Source organism: uncultured Prevotella sp. (assembly GCF_946407605.1).
In the GTDB taxonomy this organism is placed as follows: Bacteria; Bacteroidota; Bacteroidia; order Bacteroidales; family Bacteroidaceae; genus Prevotella.
Genome location: NZ_CAMJOS010000033.1, coordinates 1 through 26,078 on the forward strand (window position 1 = coordinate 1; position 26,078 = coordinate 26,078).

The following is a 26,078-nucleotide window of genomic DNA, read 5'->3' on the forward strand; positions in this document are numbered from 1 at the left end:
CAACGACCCCGAGATTACAAATCACGTGCTCTGGCCAACTGAGCTAAAGAGGCTTTTCTAAGCAGCCGCTCTCTGATTCAGATTTACGACCTGTCGGAAAACGGCTGCAAAGTTACGACTTATTTTTGAATTACCAAAACTTTTCGATGTTTTTTTTAGTAATTTCTCAATTTTTCCTTGAATTTCTGCAACTGAGCCCTCATTGAGTCCACGCAGAGATCTATACTTTCTTCAAATGTGTCACTAACCTTCTCTACCCTCAGCGAACTTCCAGGCACCAAAACTTGCAGGCTGGCTTCCTTATTTTGCGCGGTAGCAGGTTTGACAACTTTCAATTGCACCTCTACTTTCTGAATATCTTCGTACGACTTTTCTAACTTGGCGACTTTCTTTTCGATAAACGCCTCTAACTTCTCGGTAGCGTCGAAATGGATCGACTGAATCTTAATTTCCATAGTTACCTCCAATTTTTAAAAGTTAAACTATAAAGATCTATCCCCTTGGATGGGAATCTTTGTAAACTCGCTTCAATTGCTCAAACGTGGTGTGCGTATAGACCTCTGTTGTCTCAATGCTTTCGTGACCCAGTAGCTGTCTGACGCTCTCCAGTCCTGCATCGTGGTTGAGCATGGCCGTTGCGAAACTGTGCCTTAGCACGTGAGGGGATTTTTTCTTGAGGGTGGTCACCTTTGAAAGATTACTCCTTACAACATTGTAGACCTCACCCGCTGAGATCCTGTCTCCCCGAACTCCCAAGAAGAACGCTTCCGAATTCTTCTGGATTTGTTCGTCACGGCAAGCCTTAAACAGGCTCAACTGCTCTGCCAGTTCTTTTCCGAATGGAATGACGCGCTGCTTGTTACGCTTACCTGTAACTTTCAGTTGCATGGCTTCAAAGTCGATATCTTTGTCGTCCAGCCCCACCAGCTCACTGCGTCTTAACCCCGTTTCATAGAGTAATATAATAATGGTACGCGCACGTACATCTTTATATGTATCACTCCATTCTGTCTCGTCAATGAGCTCATTTAACTCGCTCTCCTTGACAAATTGGGGCAGCGGCTTTTGCTTCTTAGGTCCCTTCACTAAATGTGCGGGATCCTTGTCAACCAGTCCTCTTGAGAGTGCGAATCGGAAAAAGGATTTCAAAGCCGAAAGATCGGTATTCACCGTCGAAGCAATGTTTCCTCTGTCCATCAGGTCTTCCATCCATCCGCGGATAACATCCGCATCTACCGATGTCCAGTCAACCCCATTTTCAAGCCTCTCGAAATAGCATTGGAAGTCGCAAAGGCTGTCCTCATACCTTTCTACCGTCAGTTTGCTACGTCTTTTCTCGTAGCGCAGATAGTCGAGAAACTGGTCAATCATAAAGCGTTGCATTCAAACCATTCGATTTTCGGCAACGAATTTACGGAAAATTTATGAAACTACCAAATTTTTGAGGAAAAATTTTGATTATTCCTCTGTTGTGCGGAGCTTCTGTACGTAAACGGCGTGCTCCATCTTCAGGCGCTTCAGCACAGACGGCTTGTCAAACTGCTGACGACGACGCAGCTCTTTCACAATACCTGTCTTCTCAAACTTTCTCTTAAACTTCTTGAGGGCCTTCTCGATGTTCTCGCCTTCTTTTACTGGTACAATAATCATACTGTTTTTTGACTTTAAATTTAAATTGTTAGACTTAAAAATATGCTCGTGCACGCATAGCGCACGCGAAAAGCGGGTGCAAAGGTACAACTATTTTGTGAATTAGCCAAGTTTTTTGCCATATTTTTTTTATTTAACGCGTTGAAAACCATAGGAATCCGGAGGTCACTGGCAGTATTCTTTGGCTTTGTTTGGACAAAAAAATCTGAAAAAATATACAGAAACATTTGGCTATATGCGAAAATGTTTGTACTTTTGCACCGCAAATCTGAATAAATATACCAATATGAAGGAAAAGAACAATAGATTGGAAGCCCTTCGACTCATCATTTCGAGCCAGCAGCTGGGCAGTCAAGAAGAATTGCTGAACGCCTTACAGAAGGAAGGCTTCCGACTGACACAGGCCACCTTGAGCCGTGATTTGAAGCAGTTGAAGGTAGCCAAAGCAGCCACAATGGGTGGCAATTATGTCTATGTACTTCCCAACGAATCCATGTACAAACGTGTCAGCACGCCAAGTTCTGTACGTGAGATGATGCAGATTCCTGGTTTTATCAGTATTACTTATTCAGGCAACATGGGGGTTATCAAGACACGACCTGGTTATGCCAGCGCTATAGCCTGGAACATTGACCGCAGCGATATCCCTCACATTCTTGGCACTATTGCTGGCGACGATAACATCTTCGTAGTCATCAAAGAGGGTATTAGTCACGGAGAAGTGACAGAAGCCTTAAGCAAGGTGGTTCCTAACATGAAATAAAACACACAACTATATCGTATTTAAATGGAAAAAGAAGAAATAGAAGTGCTTGTGGCCAGCGTGGAACATGAAGTATATGTAGACACTATCCTGGACACCATTGCCGAGGCAGCCAAGGTTAGGGGCACCGGCATAGCCAAGCGCACACACGAGTATCTGGCAAAAAAAATGATGGAGGCCAAAGCGGTAATTGCCCTTCGCAAGAGCGACAGGCGATTTGCCGGGTTCAGTTACATCGAGACTTGGGACAACCAACAGTATGTAACTACCTCAGGCCTTATCGTTCATCCAGACTTCCGCGGTTTGGGACTGGCCAAGCGCATCAAGGACATGACATTTACTTTGGCACGCACCCGTTGGCCTCACGCCAAAATATTCTCGCTGACTAGCGGAGCGGCAGTGATGACGATGAACACCCAATTGGGCTACCAGCCCGTAACCTTTGCCGACCTGACTGACGACGAAGCATTTTGGAAGGGCTGCGAGGGATGCGTGAATGTTGACGTACTGCATCGCACAGGTCGAAAATACTGCATCTGTACAGCTATGCTCTATGACCCCACAGAGCATCTGCCTGCCAAGATACCTGATGAGGTATTGGCTCGTATCCGTCATTTGGAGGAGTTGGAAGAAGCGTAAAATGATAACAAAGAAAGAAATAAGAATATGGCAAACAAGAAAGTAGTAGTAGCCTTTTCTGGTGGGCTTGACACCAGTTATACCGTCATGAAACTGGCCCAGGACGGCTGGGATGTTTATGCAGCATGCGCCAATACGGGTGGTTTCAGCGCAGAGCAGTTGAAGACCAACGAAGAGAACGCCTATAAGTTGGGCGCCGTACAATATATCACCCTCGACGTGACCCAGGAGTATTACGCTAAGTCGCTGAAATACATGATTTTCGGCAACGTACTGCGCAACAACTGCTACCCCATTTCAGTATCGTCAGAGCGTATCTTCCAAGCCATCGCCATCGCCCGCTATGCCAAGGAAATTGGTGCCGACGCTATCGCCCACGGCTCAACAGGAGCAGGCAACGACCAGATTCGCTTCGACATGACCTTCCTCGTAATGGCACCAGGCGTGGAGATCATCACGCTGACTCGCGATAAGAAACTGACTCGCAAGGAGGAGGTTGACTTCCTGAATGAGCACGGCTTCTTTGCCGATTTCACCAAGTTGAAGTATTCTTACAACGTAGGTATTTGGGGTACTTCTATCTGTGGCGGCGAGTTGCTTGACCCCACACAGGGTCTGCCTGAGGATGCCTACCTGAAGCATGTGACTGCCAAGGAGAACGAGGCCCTACTGAAGATCACTTTCGACAAGGGCGAGATTGTGGCAGTAAATGGCGAGCAGTTCGACGACAAGGTGAAGGCTATCCAGAAGATTGAGGAGATTGGTGCCTCTTACGCCATTGGTCGTGATGCCAACGTTGGCGACACCATCATCGGCATCAAGGGCCGCGTAGGTTTCGAGGCAGCTGCTCCCAAACTGATTATCGAGGCACATCGTCTGCTGGAGAAGTCAACCTTGAGCAAGTGGCAGCAGTACTGGAAGGATCAGGTAGCCAACTGGTATGGCATGTTCCTCCACGAGAGTCAGTACCTGGAGCCTGTGATGCCCGATATCGAGGCTATGCTCACCAGCAGCCAGCGCAACGTGACTGGTACTGCCATCCTGAAGCTCCGTCCCTACGGATTCGAGACAGTAGGCATCGACAGCGCCTACGACCTCACCAAGAGCAAGTTGGGCGAGTATGGCGAGACGCAGACAGGCTGGACTGCCGACGAGGCCAAGGGCTTCATCAAGGTCAGCTCTACCCCACTCCGCGTATACTACGGCATCCACAAAGACGAGAAGAGATGATTAAAGTAGGTATCTTAGGTGCTGCAGGCTATACAGGCGGAGAGTTGATTCGCGTGCTGCTCAACCACCCAGAGGCAGAGATTGTCTTTGCCAACTCAGAGAGCAACGCAGGCAATCTGGTTTCTGACGTACACGAAGGCCTCATCGGCGACACCGACTTGAAGTTTACTGACGAGATGCCTTTCGACAAGGTGGATGTGGTATTCTTCTGCTTCGGCCATGGCAAGAGTGAGGCGTTCCTTAACGAGCACACCATCCCTGCCAACGTGAAGATCATCGACCTGGCACAGGACTTCCGCATCAAGGGCACCCACGACTATGTCTACGGTCTGCCAGAAATCAACAAGGTCGACATCGCCAAGGCGCAACACCTGGCCAACCCAGGCTGCTTTGCCACAGCCATCCAGTTGGCCCTGCTCCCCGCTGCCAACCTCAATCTACTGAAAGAAGATGTCAGCGTCAACGCCATCACAGGTTCGACAGGCGCTGGTCAGAAGCCAGGTGCCACCACCCACTTTTCGTGGCGCAACAACAACCTGAGCATCTACAAACCCTTCCAGCATCAGCACATTGCAGAGATTCGTCAGTCACTGGCTCAAGTACAGGGTTATCTCGATGCCGATATCGACTTTATTCCCTATCGCGGCGACTTCGCACGTGGCATCTTCTGCACAGCAGTTATCAAGACGCCAGCTCCTGTAGAGGACGTCATCGAGGCATACAAAGACTTCTATCAGGACGCCGCCTTTACCCACTACAGCGACAAGCCCATCGACCTGAAACAGGTAGTCAACACCAACAAGGCTCTTGTACACGTAGAGAAATACGGCAACAAGCTGCTCGTAACCTCTGCTATCGACAACCTGCTGAAAGGTGCCGTGGGTCAGGCCGTTCAAAACATGAACATCATGTTTGGCATTGACGAAAGCACAGGACTAAAGCTGAAGGCCTCGGCCTTCTAAGCAGTTTTATCCTACTTAGAAAACATCTTTTTACAACGATCTAATATTAAAATCACGGCGTGAAAATAAATAATCACGGCGTGGTTTTGTTTTTTCTCGACATGATTTTATATTTTCACGTCGTGATTTTTGGTTTTTTAAGCCATATTGAGTACTTTTGCAGGGCGAATTAAACTTATTTGTTTCCCTAACCAATTGTATCAATATGGCAAAGTATATCAAGAAAGAGATAGCCGATCTCAACGGAAAAGGCACTACACAGGCCTATTATCGCCTGAAAACCTGGCGCAAACTGGATTCTGAGGAGTTTGCAGAGCGTTGTCACTCCCTGCACCCCTCGTTCTCAAAAGGACTGATTTCTGGCGTCCTGGATGCTGTCGTAGACCAACTGGCTTACGAGATTTCCAATGGCTTTAGCGTGAAGATTAACGGACTGGGCACCTTCAGCGCAAAGCTCGGCGTACGCAAAGACAAGGAGATGGACAGCTTCGAGGAAGGCTCGAAGAAGCTCAATGCAAAGAGTATTGAGGTGACAGGCATCTCGTTGCGCGTCGACAAGAAGCTCATCAGGGAGATAGACCGCAACTGCGATCTGGAGCGAGGCGAGGAGGAACGCTTGCAGACCTCCAAACTCACATTGGAGGAGCGCATAGAGAAGGCCCGTCAATATCTAAAGAAGAACGGATTCATGCGAGTGAACGACTACGCCATACTGACAGGACTGTCCTATTCCACAGCCTCACGCGAGTTACGCCGCCTGGCCAGTGACCCTACATCTGGCATCACCAGTCAGGGACGCAGAAGCAGCAAGCTCTACATTCTGCAAGCCTAAAAGCCGCATCATTCTGTAGTCATATAGCCCACATGCAGGTTGCCTTTCTTGAGCAACTGCTTCAGGTGGGCCTTCAAAGACGACGGTGTGACTTTCTTATCGCTGGACAGATCGTCGTCTTTCAGGACGATACCGTTGAGTTCGCGCTCAATATAGTCAGAGCAGGGTCCGTCAACACCATCAACATAAGGTTTGCGGGCGCCCTCACGATTCTTGATATAGTTGTCAACGAGTTCCTGAGTAATCAAATCGCCCTCAGCCATTTCGTTGACGAGTTGTATCACATCCTTAGCAATGCGCTCACGCTGGATGGGATTGCAGGTATAGGAGATGGTGCACCTCATGCGAGGAACAGGCAACAGATCGTCCACTACCTGACACACCGGCGTATAGACATCACCATGCTGCACTCGGATTCTGTTCAGCAGCAGTTCGCCAAGCACACTCTGCAGCGCATGATTCAGCGCGCGCACATCCTGATTCAACTGGAAACCCTTCTCCCAAGTATAATAAAGAGCTGTGACACAAAGCGGCGACGGATTACTAAACTTCTCCACAGCAGTCGTGTTGGTTGTCTTATAATGGTCTGCACTCCACACCAGGCGCTTCACCGGCTCAGGCTTCGAGGGGAGCGAGCCAATATACTTCAGAACGAGGGGCATGATAGAGTCTTGATTCACATCACCACAAACGAGGAACAGCGTACCGTTGAAGTTAGAATAATAGTCCTTCACCAGTTCCCTGAGGTGTTCCACCGATAATCTCCCTGCCTCTTCCACCGTAGGCGGCATGAGTCGTTTGCTTGACTCAAAGGGCAGGCAATTGAGGCGATTAGCTGCCTGAACGGAAGCGACGCTACTCTGTGTGGCGACATTCTGTAAATTGGTGATAATCTCAGATGCTGCGACGGAGTCAACCTCTGTCGTTGTCATCGAGGCATAGAACATCTTCAACTGCTGCTCGATGCCTTTCCAATACGCCTCGTCCTTCTTTTCTGAACGGCAAATCAGATCAAAGGTGTCGTCAAAGGGCTGAGCGCTGACAAACGCATAAGTGTCTGTCTCGTATTTATATCTTCTTCTGCAGCTTGTCAGCATATTGTGGTATTGGATATCTTCATCGCTGAGTGCCGAGAACCCCATAGGACGGTCCAGCTTCATTTTGACACCATTCTTATAGATCTTCTTTTTCCAGAACACCACCTTCACACCATTCGACAGAAGCACCTCGCTGATGCTATCGTTGAGAACGGTGGTTTTCCTTACGGTGCCTGGTGTCGGATTGATGTCAACGCTATCCACATGGAGCATCTCCAACTTCTTAGGCTCCTCTACAGCCGCCTCCACCAGTTCCTCATCCTTCATCTGCTTCACGCGGTTCAGGATATCCGCCACCTCCTTCTCTGTTGGGAAGGCCACGCCTTCAGGAAACGTCTCGACAATAGCCATATTCCTTCCGCTGACCAGTTTTCTGAAAGCATCGTTCACCTGTTTCGTCGTGATGGTGCTGCGGATATGATCCCTACTGGCTTTTGTACTATTCAAATCGAGTATCTTAGTGCCCTGAAAGAAACTATTGATTATTAAGTTCGTCCACGAAAGACGGCTTTCCGTTTTGTCCACATGTGTCGTGTCTGCAAAGTCAATAGCCGTACAGTCATCATTATACTTAGGTTTCGTGATAAAGCCCAACTTATTATCGGCATCCGTAAACCCATTTCTACGAAGATATTCCACGCGCTTGGCCAACTTCTCAAGCGCCTTTTTCCAGTCGTCCGGCTTCGAGCCCAACTCAATTATCATCGTCTCGATGCCTTTCACTTCGACGGGTTTTGCCATCGTTGAGGCCGCATAGGCAATACTCTTGTCTTTCACCAGATTGAGTTGATTGAGCATCAACCCACTCAGATGGTTATAGACCTCCTCAGCCCTCAACGCGCCAACGGTATTCTCCTTCGCTACGTTGTCAGCAGGCAGTCGCATCATCATATCGCTGAAGTGATAGGGCGAGTTGCTTTTTGAGAAGAAACGGATTCTGGGTGCCTCTTCGTCATGAAGGGCAGGACAAGCGGGAACCGTATTCCTGCCTCGTTTCAGGTCGCCAAACATCTTTTTGATCTTCGCCACTATCTCATCGGCATCAATATCTCCCACCACAATCACAGCCTGGTTTTGTGGCTGATACCAACGCTTGTAGAAATTGCGAATGGTCTTGGGCGAGCAGTTCTTCACCACATCCATATCACCAATGGGCGACCTGTCAACATAACAGGGCGTATTAAGGATTTCATTGATGATACTCATCTGATAAGCCATTGAGGTACTGCCACGCCATTCCTCCACAATCACGTTGCGCTCATTCTCAATGGCCTCATCATCCATCGTGGCATCGCAAGCCCAGTCACGCATCAGAAGGAGACATGAGTCAACCACCAGTTCATCATTAGGCATGGAATTGAGGAGATAGCGCACGTTGGTATGAGTGGTAAAGGCATTGCTATCATGTCCGAACTTCAAGCCACATCTTCCCATAAAGGCGATTGCCTCCTGACCAGGAAAATGTTTCGTGCCCTTAAACATCATATGCTCCACAAAATGGGCCACGCCGCGTTCATTATCTTTTTCAATGATGCTTCCGCCTTTTACCAAGAATGTGAAATCGACCTTCTTGTCCGACGACTTACAGCGACGCACATAATAAGTCAGGCCATTCTTCAGAACGCCTTGCCTGACGGAGGTGTCGGCAGGTATCTCCTGCTGGTCAATAACAGCCAAATGAGCCATGAGCAAAGAGTCACTGTTTGGGTTCGGGGTTGAAGGTTTATCGTCCTTCTCTTGTGCGAAAAGCGCCACGCCACACAGCGAGACAGCCATCGCCATAAACAATCTTTTCATTCGTTATATTTCCTTTGTTTTTAGTTTTCGGGATGCAAAGATACGCTTTTTTATTCAATCAAGCACGGCAAATCGAGAAAAAGATAGGCGTAATAAAACATTTTTCTGTATGATTATGCACTAAGAGGAGAGAATTGCAAAAAAAACTAGTGTTTCTTGCATTATATCGCCTCTTTTTTGTACCTTTGCACCGATTATTAGAATAATAGCACAAAGATGAAACTATTTGATGTTTATCCCCTTTTCGATGTAAACATTGTGAAGGGCAAGGACTGCAAAGTGTGGGACGACAAGGGCCAGGAATATCTGGACCTTTATGGTGGTCATGCCGTCATCAGCATAGGCCATTGCCATCCGCACTATGTTGAGAAGTTGGGCGAGCAGATGCAGAAGCTGGGATTCTACAGCAACTCTGTGCAGAACAAGCTGCAGGTGGAGTTGGCAGAGCGTCTGGGCAAGATCAGTGGCTACGAGGACTACCAGCTGTTTTTGGTAAACAGCGGAGCCGAGGCCAACGAGAACGCGCTGAAGCTGGCTTCATTTAAGACAGGCAACATTCGCGTGTTGTCGTGCGAGAAGGCTTTCCACGGACGCACCTCTCTGGCTGTCGAAGTGACCAACAACCCCAAGATTGTGGCCCCCATCAACGATAATCATCATGTGCGTTTCCTGCCTCTCAACGATATTGAGCCGTGGGTGCGCGAACTAACTCGTGGCGGCATCGCTGCTGTCATTCTGGAGTGCATCCAAGGTGTAGGCGGCATCCAGATGGCCACACCTGAGTTTGCACAGAAGCTGGCCTACGCCTGCAAGCGCTATGGTGCTGTGCTCATCTGCGACGAGATCCAGTGTGGCTATGGACGCAGTGGTAAGTTCTTTGCCCACCAGTGGCTGGGCATCAAGCCCGACATCATTACCGTGGCCAAGGGCATCGGCAATGGTTTCCCCATGAGTGCTGTACTCATCTCGCCTGAATTTGAGGCCGTCTACGGACAACTGGGCACCACCTTTGGTGGCAACCATCTGGCTTGCACCGCTGCCTTGTCTGTCATTGATGTGATGGAGCAGGAGAACCTCGTAGAGAACGCCCGCGAGGTAGGTGACTACCTGATGGACAAGATCCGCAACCTGAAGAACGACAAGATAAAAGAGGTACGTGGTCGCGGATTGATGATTGGCATCGAACTGTTCACCCCCCAGAAGCCTGTACGTCAGCGCCTGGTCTACGAACAGCATGTATTCACAGGCTGTTCAGGAGAGAATGTGCTTCGTCTGTTGCCGCCTCTGACTTTCACCAAGGAGCTGGCCGACGAATTCGTTGAACGTTTACAGAAAGCATTATGAAAATATCAGTAATAGGTGCAGGCGCCATGGGCGGCGCCACAGTAGAAGGCATGATCAAGGCCGACTACTTCGACAACAACAGCATCATCGTGAGCGACCCTTCAGAGGCCGTCACCAAGAAATTCTCAGAACAGGGCATCCGCACCACCACCGACAACGCGCTGGCAGCTAAGGAGGCCGACGTGGTGATGGTATTTGTAAAGCCTTGGCTGGTGGAGACGGTGCTGAAAGGTATCAAGGAAAGTCTGAATCCTGAGAAGCAGATTCTCATCGTGATTGCTGCAGGCGTAAAGTCAGAGAGCATCAAGGAGTGGCTGGGCGAATATTGTCCGCCATTGTTCCTCTGTATCCCCAACATCGCCATCGCCCAGCTGTCATCAATGACGTTCCTCGTTCCGTGTGGCGCGACTGAGTCGCACCAGACAGAACAGGTGAAGGCCATCTTCGACGCGATGGGCAACACCCTGATTACTGACGAGGCTCACCTGGCAGCAGGCACCACCCTCGCCTCGTGCGGCATTGCCTATGCCATGCGTTATATCCGTGCAGCCAGCGAAGGCGGCGTGGAGCTGGGCTTCAAGGCCGACCAAGCCAAGGAGATTGTGATGCAAACCATGCTGGGTGCCGTCAAGTTATTGGAAGCCAGCGGATTGCACCCAGAGGCCGCCATCGACCTGGTAACAACTCCTGGTGGCGTCACTATCAAGGGACTGAACGAAATGGAACATGCCGGCTTCACATCAGCTGTTATCCGCGGTCTGAAAGCTGGAGCGAAATAAATGGAGTATTGAAAATTGACAATTGAGAATTATGGACGAACAACTAAAACAGATTGGTGAGCGTCTGCGTGGATTGCGCGACGTACTCGATATTCCTGTGAGCGAGATGGCTGAGACCATCGGCATCACCTCGGAGAAATATGAAAAGATTGAGAAGGGCGAGGTGGACATTACCATCTCAAACCTGATGAAGATAGCTAAGAAGTACGGAGTATCGACAGAAGAGTTGATCTTTGCCGAGTCCCCCCACATGAAGTCATACTACGTAACACGCAAAGGACAGGGCATGAGCATTGAGCGCACCAAGGCATATAAGTATCAGTCGCTGGTAGGTGGTTTTGTCAATCATAAGGCAGACGTTTTCATCGTCACCGTGGAACCCAAGCCTGAGGCTCATACCATTTATAAGAACACCCATAAAGGTCAGGAGTTCAACCTTGTTTTAGAGGGTAAGATGGAACTCTATATCGGTGGCAAGACCATCATTCTGGAGGAGGGCGACAGTATCTACTTCGACTCCACCAAGCCTCACGGCATGTTAGCAATAGGCGATAAGCCCGTTAAGTTCTTAGCATTTACAGTGGAATAATCGTAATAACGTCATAACGTTATATCGTTATAACGAAAAAAGAAAGAAATGGTAGAAAGATTTTTAAAGCAGACGCATTTCGAGTCTGTAGAGGATTACAATAAGAATCTGGAGTTCATCATCCCTGAGAACTTCAATTTTGCATACGACGTGATGGACGCCTGGGCAGCAGAAGCCCCTGAGAAGCTGGCTCTGCTATGGACCAACGACCAGGGCGAGGAGATTCGTGCTACCTTTGCACAGTTAAAGGAGCAGAGCGACCAGGCTGCCTCGTACCTGCAGACGCTGGGCATTGGCAAGGGCGACCCCGTGATGCTTATCTTAAAACGTCGCTATGAATGGTGGATTGTCATGCTGGCTCTGCACAAGCTGGGTGCTGTGGTTATTCCTGCCACCCACATGCTGACCAAGAAAGACATTATCTATCGCAACACCCGTGCCTCCATCAAGGCTATCATCTGCGTGGACGACGAATATGTAGTCAGTCAGATTCAGGCTGCCAAAGCCGATAGTCCCACAGTGAAACAGTATATCACTATTACTGATCATGGAAAACCCATTCCTGAGGGATTCCGCGACTGGCAGTCAGAATGGCTGCAGGCTCCCAAATTCGTCAAGCCCGCCTTCGTCAACAGCAACGAGGATACCATGCTGATGTACTTCACTTCTGGTACCAGCGGTGAGCCTAAGATGGTGGCCCACGACTACCTCTACGCCATGGGACACTTGACCACAGGTGTGTTCTGGCACAACCTGCATGAGGGTTCTTTGCACCTCACCGTTGCTGATACGGGTTGGGGCAAGGCCGTCTGGGGTAAGTTCTACGGACAGTGGTTTGCTGGTGCTACGGTCTTTGTGTTCGACCATGAGAAATTCAATGCCGACACACTGCTGCGCCAGATTGAGAAATACAAGGTGACCAGTTTCTGTGCACCTCCTACCATCTACCGCTTTATGATTCGCGAGGACCTGTCAAAGTACGACCTCTCATCACTCGAGTACTGCACCACCGCTGGCGAGGCCCTGAACCCTGCCGTTTACGACAAGTTCTTCGAGAAGACAGGCATTCGCATGATGGAAGGCTTTGGACAGACAGAGACCACCATGACCCTCGGCACCTTCCCTTGGATGACACCAAAGCCCGGTTCCATGGGAATGCCCAACGCACAGTATGACATCGACCTGCTGCGTGCTGACGGCACCAGCTGCGAGGATGGTGAGAAGGGTGAGATTGTGGTGCGCGTAGGCGACCGCAAGCCCATCGGACTGTTCAAATACTATTATCGTGACGAGGAACTGACTCGCGAGGCTTGGCACGACGGCATCTACCACACAGGCGACATGGCCTGGCGTGATGAAGATGGCTACTATTGGTTTGAGGGCCGTATCGACGACGTCATCAAGTCCAGCGGTTACCGCATTGGTCCGTTCGAGGTAGAGAGTGCCCTGATGACCCATCCTGCCGTGGTGGAATGCGCCATTACTGGCGTGCCTGATGACATCCGTGGCATGGTGGTGAAAGCCACTGTTGTACTCGGTAAGGAATGGAAAGACAAGGCTGGCGATGACCTCATCAAGGAACTTCAGCAGCATGTCAAGAACGTAACTGCCCCCTACAAGTACCCCCGTATTGTAGAGTTTGTAGACGAGTTGCCCAAGACCATCTCAGGTAAGATTCGTCGTGTAGAGATTCGCAAAAAGGACGCTGAGAAATAGTTGAGAGTTGACAGTTGAAAGTTGATAGCTATGGCAGCGCATAACGAGTTGGGTAAGTGGGGCGAGGATTGTGCAGCAGACTATCTTCAACGCAAAGGCTATACCATTGTTGAGCGCGACTGGAAGTCAGGACATCGCGACATTGACATCATTGCCGTCGATGAAAACCGCACCGTGGTGTTCGTCGAGGTCAAGACACGTCGCAACAGAGTGTTCGGCGAACCTGAGGAGTCTGTAGACTACAGAAAAATGCGCAACCTGCAAGCTGCCATCAACCACTACGTGAAATACCGTCGCATAGACAACGAGATTCGCTTTGACATCATCACGGTGGTAGGTACCATCGGCTCAGAACCCGAAATCGACCACCTCATCGATGTGCCACTATAGGTACTTGCGCATCAGCAGTACCAACATAGGAATACTTACCATTGATAGCAGAGTTGTGATAAACGTCAACTCTGCTATCAGTGTTGTATCACGGTTGTACTTCAGACAAAGGATGGTACCATAGGTGGCTACAGGCATTGCTATCACCACCGTATTGATATTGGTGACGAAGGCATCGAAGCCCAATGCCAAGCACAACAGATGGACACCCAAAGGCAACAGAATCAAACGAAACAGCGTGGTGGCATAGACCGTCATGTTGCCCATAAACGCTTTCAAAGGCAGCTGCGACATTGACGAGCCGATAATCAGCAGGGCAGCAGGAACGGTAATATTGCCTATCATCGTCAACGGCTGACTGACATACTCAGGCACATTATCGATACCCAAAGCCACAATCAGCATTGACAGATAGGCCGACAACATAGGCGTACTGTAAAGCACCTTCTTGCTGAACCGTTTGCGGTCTGAGCCCTCACCACCAGTAATCATCATCGTGCCAATGGTGAAAACAGCAAAAGTATTTACCACATTAAGCACGGCAGCATAAAATACCGCCTGATGACCAAAGATACTGGCCACCACAGGATAGCCCATGAAGCCCACATTACCGAATACCAAGGCAAAAGCTACCACGCCACGCTCCATCGCCTGTTTGGTCAGAATACGCGATAGTGCCCAAGCCGCAGCAGTAAGTACCACATAGGTCACTAAGCTGATGCCTAACAGAGGCAAGATAAACCTGCGGTCGGGTAGTTCACCCGTCATCGAAGAAGACAGAATCAAAGCGGGACACGTCCAGTTAATAACCAAGCTCGACAACTTACGGTCGAAGTCGCCACCCATATAATTCAGTTTGCCTGCCATGTATCCAACAACGACAATGGCAAAAAGCGTTATCATTACTACTATCATCGCATCAAAAGTATGACTTTTACATCATTTTTGTGATTGAGCGTGCAAAAATACAAATATTTTTCGTAATTTTGCCATCAAAGATGGCGAACTTACTCCGTCTCGACATAAAAAAGATTAAAATCTTTTGTTATGCTCTCGACTTTTCGTAACTTTGTAAGATTTCGCAGATTTTCTTTGTATAAAGGCAGTCTGGGGGATTGAGGAAAAACTGGGTTACGAATTGGCAACAGTTCTCAATTCCACATTCTGCTATAACCTGCATCCGCTCGAGCTATGCTCGCTTGCTACCAACGGGACGCAAGAAAGAACACCCGATGCTGAGACACCAGCCGTACTATGGCTCATCATCGGGTGCAAAGTTACGAATAAGTGAGCAAAATACCAAATTTATTTGAGTATTTTCGAACGTGAGAACTCGAACTCGTTCGCTTGGCTTGTCCAAGAACTTCGAGACATCGTCTCAAAGGTAATTATTCTTTTCGAAAGAGCCAAATCTATTCATCTCTTTTTCCTCTGAGTTTGCTCTTCGCTCACTAAACAGATTGCGACATCTTTTGTGGCACCTGCCAGAAAAGTGCGTATTAGGCTACGTCCTTCTACCGAAATAATATGCTGATTTTTCTTATGTATCGAATTATTTTACTACCTTTGCACACATAATTCATAACAGATAGAACACTTATGGCAAAGATTAATGTCCAGAATACAGAGATAACCATCGTTTCGCACAATGACGATGACTACATTTCGCTAACCGATATGGCTCGTAGTCATTTGCAAGAGCACATTATCTTCCGTTGGCTCAGTCTGAAAAGCACGATTGAGTACCTTGGCGAATGGGAAATGCTCTACAATCCCAATTTTAATTGTACCGAATTCGGTACATTTAGAAACATGGCGGGTAGCAATAACTTTGTTCTGTCTGTCAAGACATGGATAGAAAAGACTAACGCTATTGGTATCTTCTCTAAAGCTGGACGTTATGGTGGCACTTATGCCCATCGCGATATTGCCTATCACTTTGGCATGTGGATAAGTCCTAAGTTCCAACTGCTACTGGTTAAGGAATACCAACGTCTGAAAGCAGAAGAACAAAAGATGTTGGGCTGGACGGCAAAGAGAGAACTATCAAAAATAAACTACCATATTCATACTGACGCCATCAAAAGCCATCTGATTCCTGAAGAAATTACTCCTGCACAGGCAAGTATCATCTATGCTGAAGAGGCTGATGTATTGAATGTAGCCATGTTTGGAATGACTGCTAAACAGTGGCGAGAAGCTAATCCCTAATTGAAGGGAAATATCCGCGACTATGCCACCATCAATGAATTGATATGTCTGTCAAACATGGAGAATATCAATGCTGTGCTTATCAATGAGGGTGTTCCACAAAGCGAGAGACTCATAAAGCTTAATCAGATTGCTATTCAACAAATGCAAGTGCTAGAAGGAAATAGCAGTAGGAATCTTCTCAAGTGATAAACTCTTCCTATTGTTATTTGAAGAGTTGAATATCAGTCGCAGTTAACAGATTGAATAATTGGGATTCATTTTATACGAACACCTGTATGATCTGTTAGATACACTCTATCATACACCGTCTCTATTGTTATTCCTTCAAATCCATATAGTGTGCGATAAGTTCCCATTGGTATATTGACGCAGAGCCAAAAGTCCTTAATACCAGGATTCTCTTTCTGATAGGAAGTTATCTTTGCCTCTTTCTCTGTTATTGCTTTCAGAACAAATTCATGCTCTATTGTAGTGGCACCTCTTGCTGGATAGGAATATGTTACTATTGACTTTTCCAGTGGCTTGTCAATTACTATGTCCCTTATATAATGATAAGGCTTGGCCCATTCTGTGAGAAATTCCTGGGTGTCATCTCCAATATCGATATAATCGCCATTGTCAAGGGCCGGGAACAAAATCTAATAATGAAAACGGTTCTAAAGAAACATTGACATATACATTGGCAGTAATATCAAGTCTTGCTCTTTACGAATATCCTTCGAGTGTAGAAGGTATCGTTGCTGAATGCGGGCTGAGAACTTTTTCTGGAATTCATCGATAGAAACATGAAGATTGGATGTCGACGACTTGACTTCTATTGGGCAAATTTTAGCTTTACGAGACAGAAGGAAGTCTATCTCGTAATTATGTTTGCCCGATGGCGTTGGCCACGTATGGTAATATAGCTTATTTCCTGCAGCTGTCAGTATCTGTGACACCACGTTCTCATAGACATAGCCCACATCAGCCTTCAGTTTGTCACTCAGCAATTTCTGGTAAATGACATTTTCTGTAAATTTATCGTCCCAGAAAGCAAGAGTGATAAACAGCCCTGTATCTCCGCAAAACAATTTGAACTGGTCGCGGTTGATGTGTGATGCCAGTCCTGCACTTGGGTCGTTAGCATGATAAGCTATATTGACGGTCATGGAATCCTTGAGGATATTTATCTGACCTCTCAAACGATCCAGTTTTCCTCCCTCAATCACGCTACTCACCTTATAGCGAGATGCGTTACTGCTTAGTTGTGCAGGAATGGCGTGAAACAGGTCGGAGGTTTGGCCTGATGGATCCAAGTCGTAGAAATCTTCATCGTATAGGTCAAGAATGCTACGCTTGCGTTGGTCAACAATGCTCATGTCGTTCGTGTCAAGGTAGTCATTGACTGCCTGGGGCATGCCTCCAACCAAAACATACAGACGGAAATCGCGCATCATACGACGATTCGTATCATCACTCAGCGGACTCAAATTGTTGAACATTGTATGCAAAAGTGGAATAGTCTGGTCATCTCCCAACGCCCAACGAAACTCCTCATAGTCCATAGGGTACATATCAAGGCGTGTCTCCTCACTGGGAATGAGAATGTTGTTCTGTTGGCTATTCTTGCCTGCTGATTTCCATTTACGCTTGATGCTCAACAGAGAGCCTGTCTCGATGTAATCGTAGCGTCCATCGGCCACAAGCGTTTTAATGGCTTGCCTGGCTAATGGCTGCTTTTGTATTTCATCAAAGATGATGACAGACTTGTGTGGTTTCAGGCTTTTTCGATAGTTAAGTTGCAATTGGGTGAAGATGTAGTCCAAATTGGAGACATCTTCAAACAAACGGTGTATTGCTGGCGTTGCCTTTGAGAAGTCAACCAATATGTAGCTCTCGTATTCATTACGGGCAAACTCCTCGGCAACAGTGGATTTGCCGACACGCCTTGCACCTCTGATAAGAAGTGCGGTTGTCCCGTGCTGATTTTGTTTCCAACTCAGCATTTGCTCATAGATCTTGCGCCTAAATATTCTTTCTGCCATCGTTTTTTATTTTATTCGGTGCAAAGATAGCTATAAAATTCCAAATTCCAAAGGAAAATAATAAAAAATGCCGAAATCCTCAAAGATTTTTCATAGAAAAACGCCAAGATTCTCAAAGGAACACGTCTCACATATGCCGAAAATCTCAATATGTAACAATCAAATGTGTGACTGACCTCAACTGAAAAAGGTATGTAACGCAGTTATAAACCTTTCCTAAGAATGTTACTTATTTGTTACTAATAATCATGTAAAATCATTGTATATTATTGTATTACATCAATATACATACATACTATGGGATAATAGCCTAATACGCAGTTTTCTGTGGAGTGCCACACAAAAATGCTTGTCTGCTTTCTGATGAGCAAGCTCGACAGACATTAGGGTTTTGTTTCCCTGAAGTGTTATTTCACAACAGAGAATTTTCAGAAAGAACCTATCTGGAAATCATGATGTACCTTTGCTCGCAAATTTCAAAAACTAAACAGACATGGAAGTAATATCAATTGAGCGCAGTACCTACGAGGTAATCGGCTTGCCGCTTCGCTCGTCGAAGAACTGCTGACGAGCTTCAATAGTTTCGTCACAAAGATGAAGGAGATGGCTAAATGAGGTTACGATTTGGCAACCTAACTCCTTCACCAATCCTCCACAATTTGCATATCCCTGCATTATAGCCGCCCCTTATCAAGGGGCTCTAAATCCCCGTCTTGCCTTTATTTTAGGCCGAATTGCGTTAATCTTCCAAAATCGCTTCGCTTTTACAAGCTTTTTTCGTAACTTTGCACCTGTTTGATAGTAAATGCATCATGAAGAAAAGAATTGTCATCAAGGTAGGTTCGAACGTGCTGACTCGTAAGGACGGAAAACTCGACGTCACCCGTATGTCGGCACTCGTTGACCAAATAGCATGGCTGCGCCGTCAGGACTACGAGGTAATCCTCGTATCGTCAGGTGCTGTAGCCTGTGGACGCAGAGAACTGACGGTAGACCACTCACTCGACAGCGTAGAGCAGCGTCAGCTATTTTCTGCCGTTGGTCAGGTAAAACTCGTAGGACTCTATTACGACCTCTTCCGTGAGTTCGGCATCCATGTGGGACAGGTGCTCACCATGAAAGAGAACTTCCAACCAGGCGAGCAGTACAGCAACCAGCAAGCTTGTATGACGGTGATGCTTGAAAACGACGTGCTGCCTATTGTCAACGAGAACGACACGGTGAGCGTCACTGAGCTGATGTTTACCGATAACGACGAGCTCTCTGGTCTCATCGCCCAGATGATGCAGGCCGACACACTTATCCTTTTAAGTAATATCGACGGCATCTATGATGGTCATCCTGATGACCCTGCATCAAAGATAATCCCTCAGGTAGCCCCCGGGCGCGACCTCTCGCAATATATCAAAGCCGAGAAGAGTGCCTTCGGACGCGGCGGCATGCACTCCAAGTACACCACGGCCTCGAAGGTGTCGCAGGCTGGCATTCGTGTCATCATTGCCAATGGTGAGCGCGAAAATATCCTTGTGGATCTGATGGAACGCAGAGATGCCACGCCCCACACAGAATTCTTGCCGACAGAAGGTTAAGACGCACATGAAACGGCTGATATACCTATTACTCTTCTGTCTGCCCTTGACAGCTGCCGCCCAGACTATAGCCGTCGAGGCTATCGTCATGGATGCGCAGACACAAGAGCCACTGCCTTATGCCAGTATCTATATCAGCAACACCAATGCTACCATCACCAATGCCGAAGGTGGCTTCCGCATCGTATGTGAGGCCGAAGACAAGATTCGTCTCAGTTTTGTTGGCTATAAGACCAAGTATATCCTCGCCACCGAGATGACACCAGTCGTTGAGTTGGAGCCTATGGCAACTACCTTAAACGAAGTGACTGTCCTTCCTATCAGGAGTCTGCTCGAGAAAGCTATCGAGGAGAACATGAAGCAATTCAAGGATAATCGTAAGCAAAAGGCGTGTTTCTTCTATCGCCAGACGGCCTTTACCGACTCTGTCTGCTACGAGTTCATGGAAGCCTTCCTTGGTGGCAACTCCGCTTTATGGCTCCGCAACCTGGCATTGACCAAGGGGCGCTTCGCCGGCATCCAACCCGACAGCACCCATTACTACTCCTTCTATTCCAATTTCTTCATCACCTCGCAAATCCAGATTACACCTCTGCATAACGAACGTGCAAGAAAAGACGACCGCTATCCGCTGACGAAATACTATGCGAACCATTATGACATCACAGGCCAATGGATTGGCGATGGCGATGACCGGCTGCTTGCCATCCACTTCTCACCCAAGCCCACCGATCAGGTGGTACTCGAAGCCACACTATATTTCGACGCCAACACCCTGCTGCTGAGAAAGATGGAAGGCAAAGAACTGAACTTGGTGGTGAAACATAAGAAGATGCGCATGAGCGAAAAATCTCACAAACTAATGGAAGCCTTTGGCATGGAGGCCTACGATGAGGTGTTCAACACGGAATTCCATTTCGTGGTCAACATGACAGAAGACCGTGGATTCCTCGAGGTGCAGTCGGTGGCTATCGACGAAGAGCACGATCTCTATGACAAAACCATTGTCACCAGTTCTGTACTCTTTAATATTGGTGACAGGAAAACAGGTCGAGGCGTCAGACTTGATATGGGCAATAATATGCAGGAAGAGATTGCCAGACAAGGCTATGATGCTAAGTTCTGGGAAGACAACGAGGTGGTGCTACGTACTCCCGTCGAAGAGGCGGTTATGAAGCTCTTCGAGGGTCATCAGCTTTTTGGAGTGTTTAAGTAAAAGGTAGTAATGATGACAGAAGATATGAACGAACAATTTGCAAAAACCAAACGGGCCAGCAAGAGTCTGGCATTGCTCAACGACCAGCAGCGCAACGATATTCTGCTGGCAGTGGCCAACGCCATCATCACCCAGCAGGAGCGCATCTTGAAAGCAAATGCTGAGGATCTGGCAAAGATGTCAAAGGAGAATCCACTCTACGACCGTCTGCAACTGACCCCCAGTCGACTGGAGGGTATTGCCAGTGATATGCGCAGCGTAGCCACCCTACCCTCGCCCTTAGGTCATGTCACCAAACAGAAGACGCTGCCCAACGGCCTTCGTCTCTGTCGTGTGTCTGTGCCCTTTGGCGTCATCGGCATGATATACGAGGCCCGTCCCAACGTCACGTTCGACGTCTTCTCCCTTTGTTTCAAGAGCGGCAACGCCTGTGTGTTGAAAGGCGGTAAGGATGCCGACAGCTCTAACCGCGAAGAGGTAGCCTTGATTCACGAGGTGCTCGAACAGTATGGTGTCGACAAGGATGTTGTAGCCTTGCTGCCAGCCACCCACGAGGCTACTGGCGAGATGTTGAATGCTGTAGGCTATGTGGATCTCTGCATCCCTCGCGGCGGACGCAAACTCATAGATTTTGTGCGTGATACAGCTCGCATCCCCGTCATAGAGACAGGCGCTGGCGTGGTGAACACCTACTTCGACAAGGATGGTGACTTGGAGATGGGCCGTGCCATCATCAACAACGCCAAGACGCGCAGAGTCAGCGTCTGCAATGCCCTGGATTGTCTGCTGGTGCATGAGGACAGACTAGGAGACTTGGCAGAACTGGTAGCACCGCTTCTGGAAAAGAATGTCACCCTCTATGCCGATGAGAAAGCGTTTGCTGCGTTAGCAAATTCTTCACTCTTCACTCTTCACTCTTCACTTATTCAGCACGCCACAGCCGACAGTTTTGGCACAGAGTTCATGGACTATAAACTCGCCATCAAGACTGTCAGCTCGCTTGACGAGGCCCTCACTCATATCGACGAGAACGGCTCTGGCCATAGCGAGGCCATCGTGACGATGAACGAGCAGACGGCCCGTAAGTTTCAGGCTCATGTCGATGCGGCCTGTGTCTATTGGAATGCACCCACCTCGTTCACCGATGGTGCCCAGTTCGGCCTCGGCGCCGAGATTGGCATCTCCACGCAGAAGCTCGGCCCTCGCGGTCCTATGGCGCTGGAAGAGATCTGCACCTACAAATGGCTCATCGAGGGCGAAGGTCAGATAAGAAGCTAACGTTCTTTATAGAATATTCATGATATCGCGCAGGCTCCACACCACAAATGTCGGAGCCTGTGTCGCGTCGTTGGGGTTCACATCCCAGCGGTTGAAAAGCAGGGCATCAAGGCCGGCATTCAGGGCTCCGAGGATGTCGGTCTGCAGGTTGTCACCAATCATCAGCGTGGACTGACGTTCTGCACCTGATGTCTTCATAGCATAGTCGAAGTAGGCCGACGAGGGTTTGTTAGCACCAGCATCCTCACTCAGGATAATGGTGTCGAAATAATCACGCAGACCACAGGCAGCCAGTTTTTTATACTGCACCTCGTGAAAGCCGTTGCTCGTCATGTGCATCCTATAGCCTCGCCCTTTCAAGTAATCCATCAGTTCGTGAGCTCCCTCCACCACACCAGGTTTCGAAGAACAGAAGTCCAGAAACACATCACTCATCTCAAGACAGAGGGCTTCAGTGACGTTTAGACCTTTGCCTACGGAAAGTGGACGACGGAAACGCTCCACAATCAGATAGTCGCGAGTTATCTCACCCTTCGAATAGTGGGTCCACAGGTCGATGTTTGCTAACCAATAGGCATCATAAAACACTTGTGGGTCAGCAAAATAGCGTTCCAAGTGAAACACGTCAAAGGTCTCACGTAACGCAATCTCCGCATTGCCGTGAGTGTCGTAAAGTGTGTCATCGAAGTCGATAAACAAATCCTTATATCGCATAGCCGGATAGCATTCTTTTAATTCTGCTGCAAAAGTAATGAAAAAGATTGAGTACACAAAGAGAACCCTCCTTTTTTCTTCCCAGATGCCTTCCAACAGTAAAAATGTCGGGCGGTTGCGTAAAATTAACTGTAGGAATTGTAGGAATTGTAGGAAAATGATTAATTTTGCAGTCGATTAAGAAACTGACATGAGAACATTTATCAATGCAAAAGACCTGGGTCCGCTGGATAAGGCGCTGGCCGAGGCATTCGAGATTAAGAACGACCGTTACAAGTATCAGCATCTGGGCAAGAACAAAACCTTGATGATGATATTCTTCAATAACTCACTGCGTACCCGTCTGTCCACACAGAAGGCTGCGATGAACTTGGGCATGAACGTCATCGTGCTCGACGTGAACGCTGGAGCCTGGAAACTGGAGACAGAACGTGGTGTCATCATGGATGGCGACAAGAGCGAGCACCTGCTGGAGGCTATTCCTGTGATGGGCTGCTACTGCGACATCATCGGTGTGAGAAGCTTTGCCGGCCTTTCCGACCGTGACTACGACTATGCCGAGACGGTGCTGCAGCAGTTTATTAAATACAGCGGCCGCCCCGTCTTCGCCATGGAGACGGCTACTGTTCATCCGTTGCAGGCCTTTGCAGACCTCATCACCATTGAGGAGCATAAGACTGTGAAGAAGCCAAAAGTGGTACTGACCTGGGCTCCCCATTGCCGTGCGCTGCCTCAGGCCGTTCCCAACAGCTTTGCGGAATGGATGAATGCCGCCGAAGATGTGGACCTGGTGATTACCCATCCCAAGGGCTATGAACTCGACCCACAGTTTGTGGGCAATGCCCGTGTAGAGTATGATCAGAAGAAAGCCTTTGAGGGTGCCGACTTTATCTACGCCAAGAACTGGAGTAACCCTGGTGTGACCAATCTGAAGGACTACGGCAAGATTACCTGCGAGGACCGTTCGTGGACGGTGGATACTGAGCACATGTCGTGGACCAATAATGGTAAGTTCATGCATTGTCTGCCTGTACGCCGCAACCTCATCGTGACCGATGATGTCATCGAGAGCCCCAATAGTCTCGTCATCCCTGAGGCTGCCAACCGTGAGATATCGTGCTCGGTAGTATTGAAACGAATGCTTGAAGCCCTGTAGTCCATCTAAGAATTAAGACACATTATTGTATGAGTATATTACCCTTTTGGGCGTGGATTCTGTTCTACGTACTGGTGTTTATCATGCTGATTGCCGACTTGAAGATGTTCGGCAAGAAAGGTGAGCATGAGGTCAGTATCAAAGAGGCGCTGAAAATGACATGCGTCTGGATAGGCGTCTCGCTGGTGTTCTGCGCCGGCATCTATTTCCTCTATCCTGTGGATGCCCACGAGAAAGCCATGGAATTCCTCGCAGGCTATCTGATAGAGAAGTCGCTGTCGATGGACAACCTCTTCGTGTTCCTCATGCTCTTCTCGTTTTTCGGCATCGACCGCAAATACCAGCACGAGGTGCTGTTCTGGGGTATCTTCGGAGCCTTGGTGCTGCGCAGCATCTTTATCTTTGCCGGCGCGGCTATGGTCGAGCAGTTTGAATGGGTGCTGGGACTCTTCGGTCTGTTCCTGCTCTATACGGGCGGAAAGATGTTTACGCATAGCGACGAGCAGCAGGGCGACCCGTCGCAGAACGTCATCGTCAAGCTGTTTAAGAAGTTCTTCCCCGTGACCGATAAGATGCGTGGCGACAAGTTCTTCATAGCAGAGCGCAAGGGTTGGAAGGCCCGCCGCGTGGCCACACCGCTGTTTATCACCCTGCTGGTCATCGAGACCACTGATGTGGCCTTTGCTGTCGACTCTATCCCCGCTGTGTTCTCCGTGAGCCGCGATCCGTTTATCGTGCTCACCTCCAACATCTTCGCCATCCTCGGTCTGCGTGCTCTCTATTTCGCGTTGGCCGCCGTTGCCAAGTACTTCACCTACCTGAAATACGGTCTGGGCATCATCCTCATCTTTGTAGGCATCAAGATGCTGCTGGCCATGAACGAGTACATCAACCTGATAGCATCGTGGGTAGGTTTCGACCTGAACATGCCCCATATCGAGATACCCACTATATGGTCGCTCGTCTTTATCTTCGGCACACTGCTCCTGTCAATGGGACTGTCGTATGTAGTCACAAAATCTTCGACTCGCAAATAAATTGTAAATCGTAAATTGTAAAATACTAAGATGATTTCATTTGAATGCGATTATGACAATGGTGCCCACCCATTGGTGTTAGAAGCCCTTGTAAGACATAATGACGCACGTCCAACGCCCTATGGCTTCGATGATTTCTCGGAACGTGCCAAGCAACGTATCCGTGAGGTCTGCGGATTGCCCGATGCACAGATATTCTTTCTCACTGGAGGTACTCAGACCAATGCCACCACCATCGACTCGATGCTTTATCAGTACGAGGGCGTTATTTGTGTCGGCACAGGTCACATCAATGTTCATGAGGCAGGTGCTGTAGAGTTTACTGAGCATAAGATTATCACCCTACCCGACGCACAGGGTAAGATGGAAGCCGGCGTGCTGCGCAAATACCTTGAAGACTTTATGGCTGACGGCAACAGGAACCACGCCGTACACCCAGGACTGGTCTATATTACTTTCCCAACGGAATTAGGAACGCTCTATTCGGCGCAAGAACTCGACGACATCTATCAGGTGTGTCGCAGTTTCGATATTCCCTTGTATGTTGACGGCGCCCGTCTGGGCTATGGTTTGATGGCAGAAGGTAGCGACATCACCCTACCTTATCTGGCCCGTCATTGTGATGTATTCTATATTGGTGGCACAAAGATTGGAGCCTTGTGTGGTGAAGCTGTGGTATTTACACACGGCAATGCCCATAAGCATTTCTTCTCCATCCAGAAACAGCACGGAGCCGTCATTGCCAAAGGCGCACTTATAGGATTGCAGTTCGAGGCGTTATTCACAGACGACTTATACTTTAAACTGGCCCGACATGCTATTGAGAAAGCCATGCAGATGAAACAGATGTTCCAACAACATGGCTATCAGTTTTATCTTGACTCGCCCACCAACCAACAGTTCGTCATTCTGCCCAACAAGGAGGTGGAACGGTTGGAGAAACTGGTGCAGTTCACCCACTGGGGACCTTACGACGAAGGACACACCATCTGCCGTTTCGTTACCAGCTGGGCCACCACCGACGAGGATTTAAGAACCCTCGAACGCTGTCTGACGGAATAA

23 protein-coding genes and 2 pseudogenes are annotated in these 26,078 nt (G+C 48.4%); 17 read left to right on the plus strand and 8 right to left on the minus strand.

What is annotated here, in order from left to right; all coding sequences use genetic code 11:
- Nucleotides 1-155: 155 nt before the first annotated feature.
- The 3 genes from raiA to rpsU all read right to left on the minus strand — a co-directional run bounded on the left by raiA (nucleotide 156) and on the right by rpsU (nucleotide 1,650).
- Nucleotides 156-455 (minus strand): ribosome-associated translation inhibitor RaiA, encoded by a 300-nt coding sequence (gene raiA / locus Q0R57_RS12105; protein ID WP_294748021.1) that lies wholly within the window; start codon nucleotides 453-455, stop codon nucleotides 156-158.
- Nucleotides 456-492: 37 nt separating this feature from the next.
- Nucleotides 493-1,371 carry a tyrosine-type recombinase/integrase gene (locus tag Q0R57_RS12110; protein WP_294748022.1) on the minus strand — a complete coding sequence of 293 codons (879 nt, stop codon included), beginning with the start codon at nucleotides 1,369-1,371 and terminating at the stop codon, nucleotides 493-495.
- 87 nt (nucleotides 1,372-1,458) lie between these two features.
- The gene (gene rpsU, locus Q0R57_RS12115) at nucleotides 1,459-1,650 is read right to left on the minus strand and encodes a 30S ribosomal protein S21 (protein WP_294748026.1); all 192 of its coding nucleotides are present in this window, start codon (nucleotides 1,648-1,650) and stop codon (nucleotides 1,459-1,461) included.
- A gap of 286 nt (nucleotides 1,651-1,936) precedes the next feature.
- Here rpsU and Q0R57_RS12120 point away from each other — a divergent pair, with 286 nt between their 5' ends.
- The 5 genes from Q0R57_RS12120 to Q0R57_RS12140 all read left to right on the plus strand — a co-directional run bounded on the left by Q0R57_RS12120 (nucleotide 1,937) and on the right by Q0R57_RS12140 (nucleotide 6,076).
- Nucleotides 1,937-2,413: an arginine repressor gene (locus Q0R57_RS12120; RefSeq protein ID WP_294748028.1), complete on the plus strand. Its 477-nt coding sequence runs from the start codon at nucleotides 1,937-1,939 to the stop codon at nucleotides 2,411-2,413.
- Between the two features lie 24 nt (nucleotides 2,414-2,437).
- Entirely contained in the window at nucleotides 2,438-3,052 is a 615-nt protein-coding gene (locus Q0R57_RS12125) for a GNAT family N-acetyltransferase (RefSeq protein ID WP_294748030.1), read from the plus strand.
- A 27-nt stretch (nucleotides 3,053-3,079) separates the two neighbouring features.
- Nucleotides 3,080-4,282, plus strand: coding sequence for an argininosuccinate synthase domain-containing protein (locus tag Q0R57_RS12130; protein WP_294748033.1), 1,203 nt, complete (start codon nucleotides 3,080-3,082; stop codon nucleotides 4,280-4,282).
- Complete coding sequence (gene argC, locus Q0R57_RS12135; protein WP_294748036.1) at nucleotides 4,279-5,244, plus strand: N-acetyl-gamma-glutamyl-phosphate reductase; 966 nt, start codon at nucleotides 4,279-4,281, stop codon at nucleotides 5,242-5,244. Before Q0R57_RS12130 ends, argC begins: the two co-directional genes overlap by 4 nt.
- Before the next feature lie 205 nt (nucleotides 5,245-5,449).
- Nucleotides 5,450-6,076 (plus strand): DNA-binding protein, encoded by a 627-nt coding sequence (locus Q0R57_RS12140; RefSeq protein WP_294748039.1) that lies wholly within the window; start codon nucleotides 5,450-5,452, stop codon nucleotides 6,074-6,076.
- 8 nt (nucleotides 6,077-6,084) lie between these two features.
- Here the strand turns inward: Q0R57_RS12140 and Q0R57_RS12145 are convergent, their stop codons facing one another.
- Nucleotides 6,085-8,970: an insulinase family protein gene (locus Q0R57_RS12145; protein ID WP_294748041.1), complete on the minus strand. Its 2,886-nt coding sequence runs from the start codon at nucleotides 8,968-8,970 to the stop codon at nucleotides 6,085-6,087.
- 216 nt (nucleotides 8,971-9,186) lie between these two features.
- Between Q0R57_RS12145 and Q0R57_RS12150 the strand changes: the two genes are divergently transcribed.
- Genes Q0R57_RS12150 through Q0R57_RS12170 form a run of 5 tightly spaced genes read left to right on the plus strand, consistent with a single transcriptional unit; the run spans nucleotide 9,187 to nucleotide 13,788 of the window.
- The gene (locus tag Q0R57_RS12150) at nucleotides 9,187-10,314 is read left to right on the plus strand and encodes an aminotransferase class III-fold pyridoxal phosphate-dependent enzyme (protein ID WP_294748044.1); all 1,128 of its coding nucleotides are present in this window, start codon (nucleotides 9,187-9,189) and stop codon (nucleotides 10,312-10,314) included.
- Nucleotides 10,311-11,093 carry a pyrroline-5-carboxylate reductase gene (locus Q0R57_RS12155; protein ID WP_294748047.1) on the plus strand — a complete coding sequence of 261 codons (783 nt, stop codon included), beginning with the start codon at nucleotides 10,311-10,313 and terminating at the stop codon, nucleotides 11,091-11,093. Before Q0R57_RS12150 ends, Q0R57_RS12155 begins: the two co-directional genes overlap by 4 nt.
- 31 nt (nucleotides 11,094-11,124) lie before the next feature.
- On the plus strand, nucleotides 11,125-11,682 hold the full coding sequence (locus Q0R57_RS12160) for a cupin domain-containing protein (RefSeq protein WP_294748051.1): 558 nt from the start codon (nucleotides 11,125-11,127) through the stop codon (nucleotides 11,680-11,682).
- A 48-nt stretch (nucleotides 11,683-11,730) separates the two neighbouring features.
- On the plus strand, nucleotides 11,731-13,398 hold the full coding sequence (locus Q0R57_RS12165) for an AMP-binding protein (protein WP_294748054.1): 1,668 nt from the start codon (nucleotides 11,731-11,733) through the stop codon (nucleotides 13,396-13,398).
- A gap of 30 nt (nucleotides 13,399-13,428) precedes the next feature.
- Nucleotides 13,429-13,788: a YraN family protein gene (locus tag Q0R57_RS12170; protein ID WP_294748057.1), complete on the plus strand. Its 360-nt coding sequence runs from the start codon at nucleotides 13,429-13,431 to the stop codon at nucleotides 13,786-13,788.
- Here Q0R57_RS12170 and Q0R57_RS12175 read toward each other — a convergent pair.
- Nucleotides 13,783-14,703, minus strand: coding sequence for an AEC family transporter (locus Q0R57_RS12175; protein WP_294748060.1), 921 nt, complete (start codon nucleotides 14,701-14,703; stop codon nucleotides 13,783-13,785). The genes Q0R57_RS12170 and Q0R57_RS12175 overlap by 6 nt on opposite strands.
- Before the next feature lie 684 nt (nucleotides 14,704-15,387).
- Here Q0R57_RS12175 and Q0R57_RS12180 point away from each other — a divergent pair.
- Nucleotides 15,388-16,188: pseudogene (locus Q0R57_RS12180) on the plus strand (KilA-N domain-containing protein).
- 68 nt (nucleotides 16,189-16,256) lie between these two features.
- On the opposite strand, the gene Q0R57_RS12185 reads toward Q0R57_RS12180, so the two are convergent.
- Nucleotides 16,257-16,637 (minus strand): hypothetical protein, encoded by a 381-nt coding sequence (locus Q0R57_RS12185; RefSeq protein ID WP_294748062.1) that lies wholly within the window; start codon nucleotides 16,635-16,637, stop codon nucleotides 16,257-16,259.
- A gap of 21 nt (nucleotides 16,638-16,658) precedes the next feature.
- Nucleotides 16,659-18,026, minus strand: coding sequence for an AAA family ATPase (locus Q0R57_RS12190; RefSeq protein ID WP_294748065.1), 1,368 nt, complete (start codon nucleotides 18,024-18,026; stop codon nucleotides 16,659-16,661).
- Nucleotides 18,027-18,838: 812 nt separating this feature from the next.
- Here Q0R57_RS12190 and proB point away from each other — a divergent pair.
- The 3 genes and pseudogenes from proB to Q0R57_RS12205 form a co-directional block, all read left to right on the plus strand.
- Nucleotides 18,839-19,603 (plus strand): annotated as a pseudogene (proB, locus tag Q0R57_RS12195) (glutamate 5-kinase); the annotation flags it as partial.
- A gap of 19 nt (nucleotides 19,604-19,622) precedes the next feature.
- Nucleotides 19,623-20,831, plus strand: a complete 1,209-nt coding sequence (locus Q0R57_RS12200; RefSeq protein WP_294748068.1) for a carboxypeptidase-like regulatory domain-containing protein — start codon at nucleotides 19,623-19,625, stop codon at nucleotides 20,829-20,831.
- A 24-nt stretch (nucleotides 20,832-20,855) separates the two neighbouring features.
- Complete coding sequence (locus tag Q0R57_RS12205; RefSeq protein ID WP_294748071.1) at nucleotides 20,856-22,109, plus strand: glutamate-5-semialdehyde dehydrogenase; 1,254 nt, start codon at nucleotides 20,856-20,858, stop codon at nucleotides 22,107-22,109.
- A 6-nt stretch (nucleotides 22,110-22,115) separates the two neighbouring features.
- Here the strand turns inward: Q0R57_RS12205 and Q0R57_RS12210 are convergent, their stop codons facing one another.
- A complete protein-coding gene (locus tag Q0R57_RS12210) occupies nucleotides 22,116-22,823 on the minus strand; it encodes a YjjG family noncanonical pyrimidine nucleotidase (RefSeq protein ID WP_294748074.1) in 708 nt (235 codons plus the stop codon).
- Nucleotides 22,824-23,013: 190 nt separating this feature from the next.
- Between Q0R57_RS12210 and Q0R57_RS12215 the strand changes: the two genes are divergently transcribed.
- The 3 genes from Q0R57_RS12215 to Q0R57_RS12225 are packed head-to-tail and all read left to right on the plus strand — an operon-like array spanning nucleotide 23,014 to nucleotide 26,078.
- A complete protein-coding gene (locus Q0R57_RS12215) occupies nucleotides 23,014-23,979 on the plus strand; it encodes an acetylornithine carbamoyltransferase (RefSeq protein WP_294748076.1) in 966 nt (321 codons plus the stop codon).
- A gap of 29 nt (nucleotides 23,980-24,008) precedes the next feature.
- On the plus strand, nucleotides 24,009-25,016 hold the full coding sequence (locus Q0R57_RS12220; RefSeq protein ID WP_294748079.1) for a TerC family protein: 1,008 nt from the start codon (nucleotides 24,009-24,011) through the stop codon (nucleotides 25,014-25,016).
- 30 nt (nucleotides 25,017-25,046) lie between these two features.
- The gene (locus Q0R57_RS12225) at nucleotides 25,047-26,078 is read left to right on the plus strand and encodes a beta-eliminating lyase-related protein (protein WP_294748081.1); all 1,032 of its coding nucleotides are present in this window, start codon (nucleotides 25,047-25,049) and stop codon (nucleotides 26,076-26,078) included.

What these genes read in the sequence shown, in the direction of transcription:
- raiA (WP_294748021.1), bottom strand. Translation starts at nt 455, where the DNA reads ATGGAAATTAAGATTCAGTCGATCCATTTCGACGCTACCGAGAAGTTA.
- Q0R57_RS12110 (WP_294748022.1), bottom strand. Translation starts at nt 1,371, where the DNA reads ATGATTGACCAGTTTCTCGACTATCTGCGCTACGAGAAAAGACGTAGC.
- rpsU (WP_294748026.1), bottom strand. Translation starts at nt 1,650, where the DNA reads ATGATTATTGTACCAGTAAAAGAAGGCGAGAACATCGAGAAGGCCCTC.
- Q0R57_RS12120 (WP_294748028.1), top strand. Translation starts at nt 1,937, where the DNA reads ATGAAGGAAAAGAACAATAGATTGGAAGCCCTTCGACTCATCATTTCG.
- Q0R57_RS12125 (WP_294748030.1), top strand. Translation starts at nt 2,438, where the DNA reads ATGGAAAAAGAAGAAATAGAAGTGCTTGTGGCCAGCGTGGAACATGAA.
- Q0R57_RS12130 (WP_294748033.1), top strand. Translation starts at nt 3,080, where the DNA reads ATGGCAAACAAGAAAGTAGTAGTAGCCTTTTCTGGTGGGCTTGACACC.
- argC (WP_294748036.1), top strand. Translation starts at nt 4,279, where the DNA reads ATGATTAAAGTAGGTATCTTAGGTGCTGCAGGCTATACAGGCGGAGAG.
- Q0R57_RS12140 (WP_294748039.1), top strand. Translation starts at nt 5,450, where the DNA reads ATGGCAAAGTATATCAAGAAAGAGATAGCCGATCTCAACGGAAAAGGC.
- Q0R57_RS12145 (WP_294748041.1), bottom strand. Translation starts at nt 8,970, where the DNA reads ATGAAAAGATTGTTTATGGCGATGGCTGTCTCGCTGTGTGGCGTGGCG.
- Q0R57_RS12150 (WP_294748044.1), top strand. Translation starts at nt 9,187, where the DNA reads ATGAAACTATTTGATGTTTATCCCCTTTTCGATGTAAACATTGTGAAG.
- Q0R57_RS12155 (WP_294748047.1), top strand. Translation starts at nt 10,311, where the DNA reads ATGAAAATATCAGTAATAGGTGCAGGCGCCATGGGCGGCGCCACAGTA.
- Q0R57_RS12160 (WP_294748051.1), top strand. Translation starts at nt 11,125, where the DNA reads ATGGACGAACAACTAAAACAGATTGGTGAGCGTCTGCGTGGATTGCGC.
- Q0R57_RS12165 (WP_294748054.1), top strand. Translation starts at nt 11,731, where the DNA reads ATGGTAGAAAGATTTTTAAAGCAGACGCATTTCGAGTCTGTAGAGGAT.
- Q0R57_RS12170 (WP_294748057.1), top strand. Translation starts at nt 13,429, where the DNA reads ATGGCAGCGCATAACGAGTTGGGTAAGTGGGGCGAGGATTGTGCAGCA.
- Q0R57_RS12175 (WP_294748060.1), bottom strand. Translation starts at nt 14,703, where the DNA reads ATGATAGTAGTAATGATAACGCTTTTTGCCATTGTCGTTGTTGGATAC.
- Q0R57_RS12190 (WP_294748065.1), bottom strand. Translation starts at nt 18,026, where the DNA reads ATGGCAGAAAGAATATTTAGGCGCAAGATCTATGAGCAAATGCTGAGT.
- Q0R57_RS12200 (WP_294748068.1), top strand. Translation starts at nt 19,623, where the DNA reads ATGAAACGGCTGATATACCTATTACTCTTCTGTCTGCCCTTGACAGCT.
- Q0R57_RS12205 (WP_294748071.1), top strand. Translation starts at nt 20,856, where the DNA reads ATGAACGAACAATTTGCAAAAACCAAACGGGCCAGCAAGAGTCTGGCA.
- Q0R57_RS12210 (WP_294748074.1), bottom strand. Translation starts at nt 22,823, where the DNA reads ATGCGATATAAGGATTTGTTTATCGACTTCGATGACACACTTTACGAC.
- Q0R57_RS12215 (WP_294748076.1), top strand. Translation starts at nt 23,014, where the DNA reads ATGAGAACATTTATCAATGCAAAAGACCTGGGTCCGCTGGATAAGGCG.
- Q0R57_RS12220 (WP_294748079.1), top strand. Translation starts at nt 24,009, where the DNA reads ATGAGTATATTACCCTTTTGGGCGTGGATTCTGTTCTACGTACTGGTG.
- Q0R57_RS12225 (WP_294748081.1), top strand. Translation starts at nt 25,047, where the DNA reads ATGATTTCATTTGAATGCGATTATGACAATGGTGCCCACCCATTGGTG.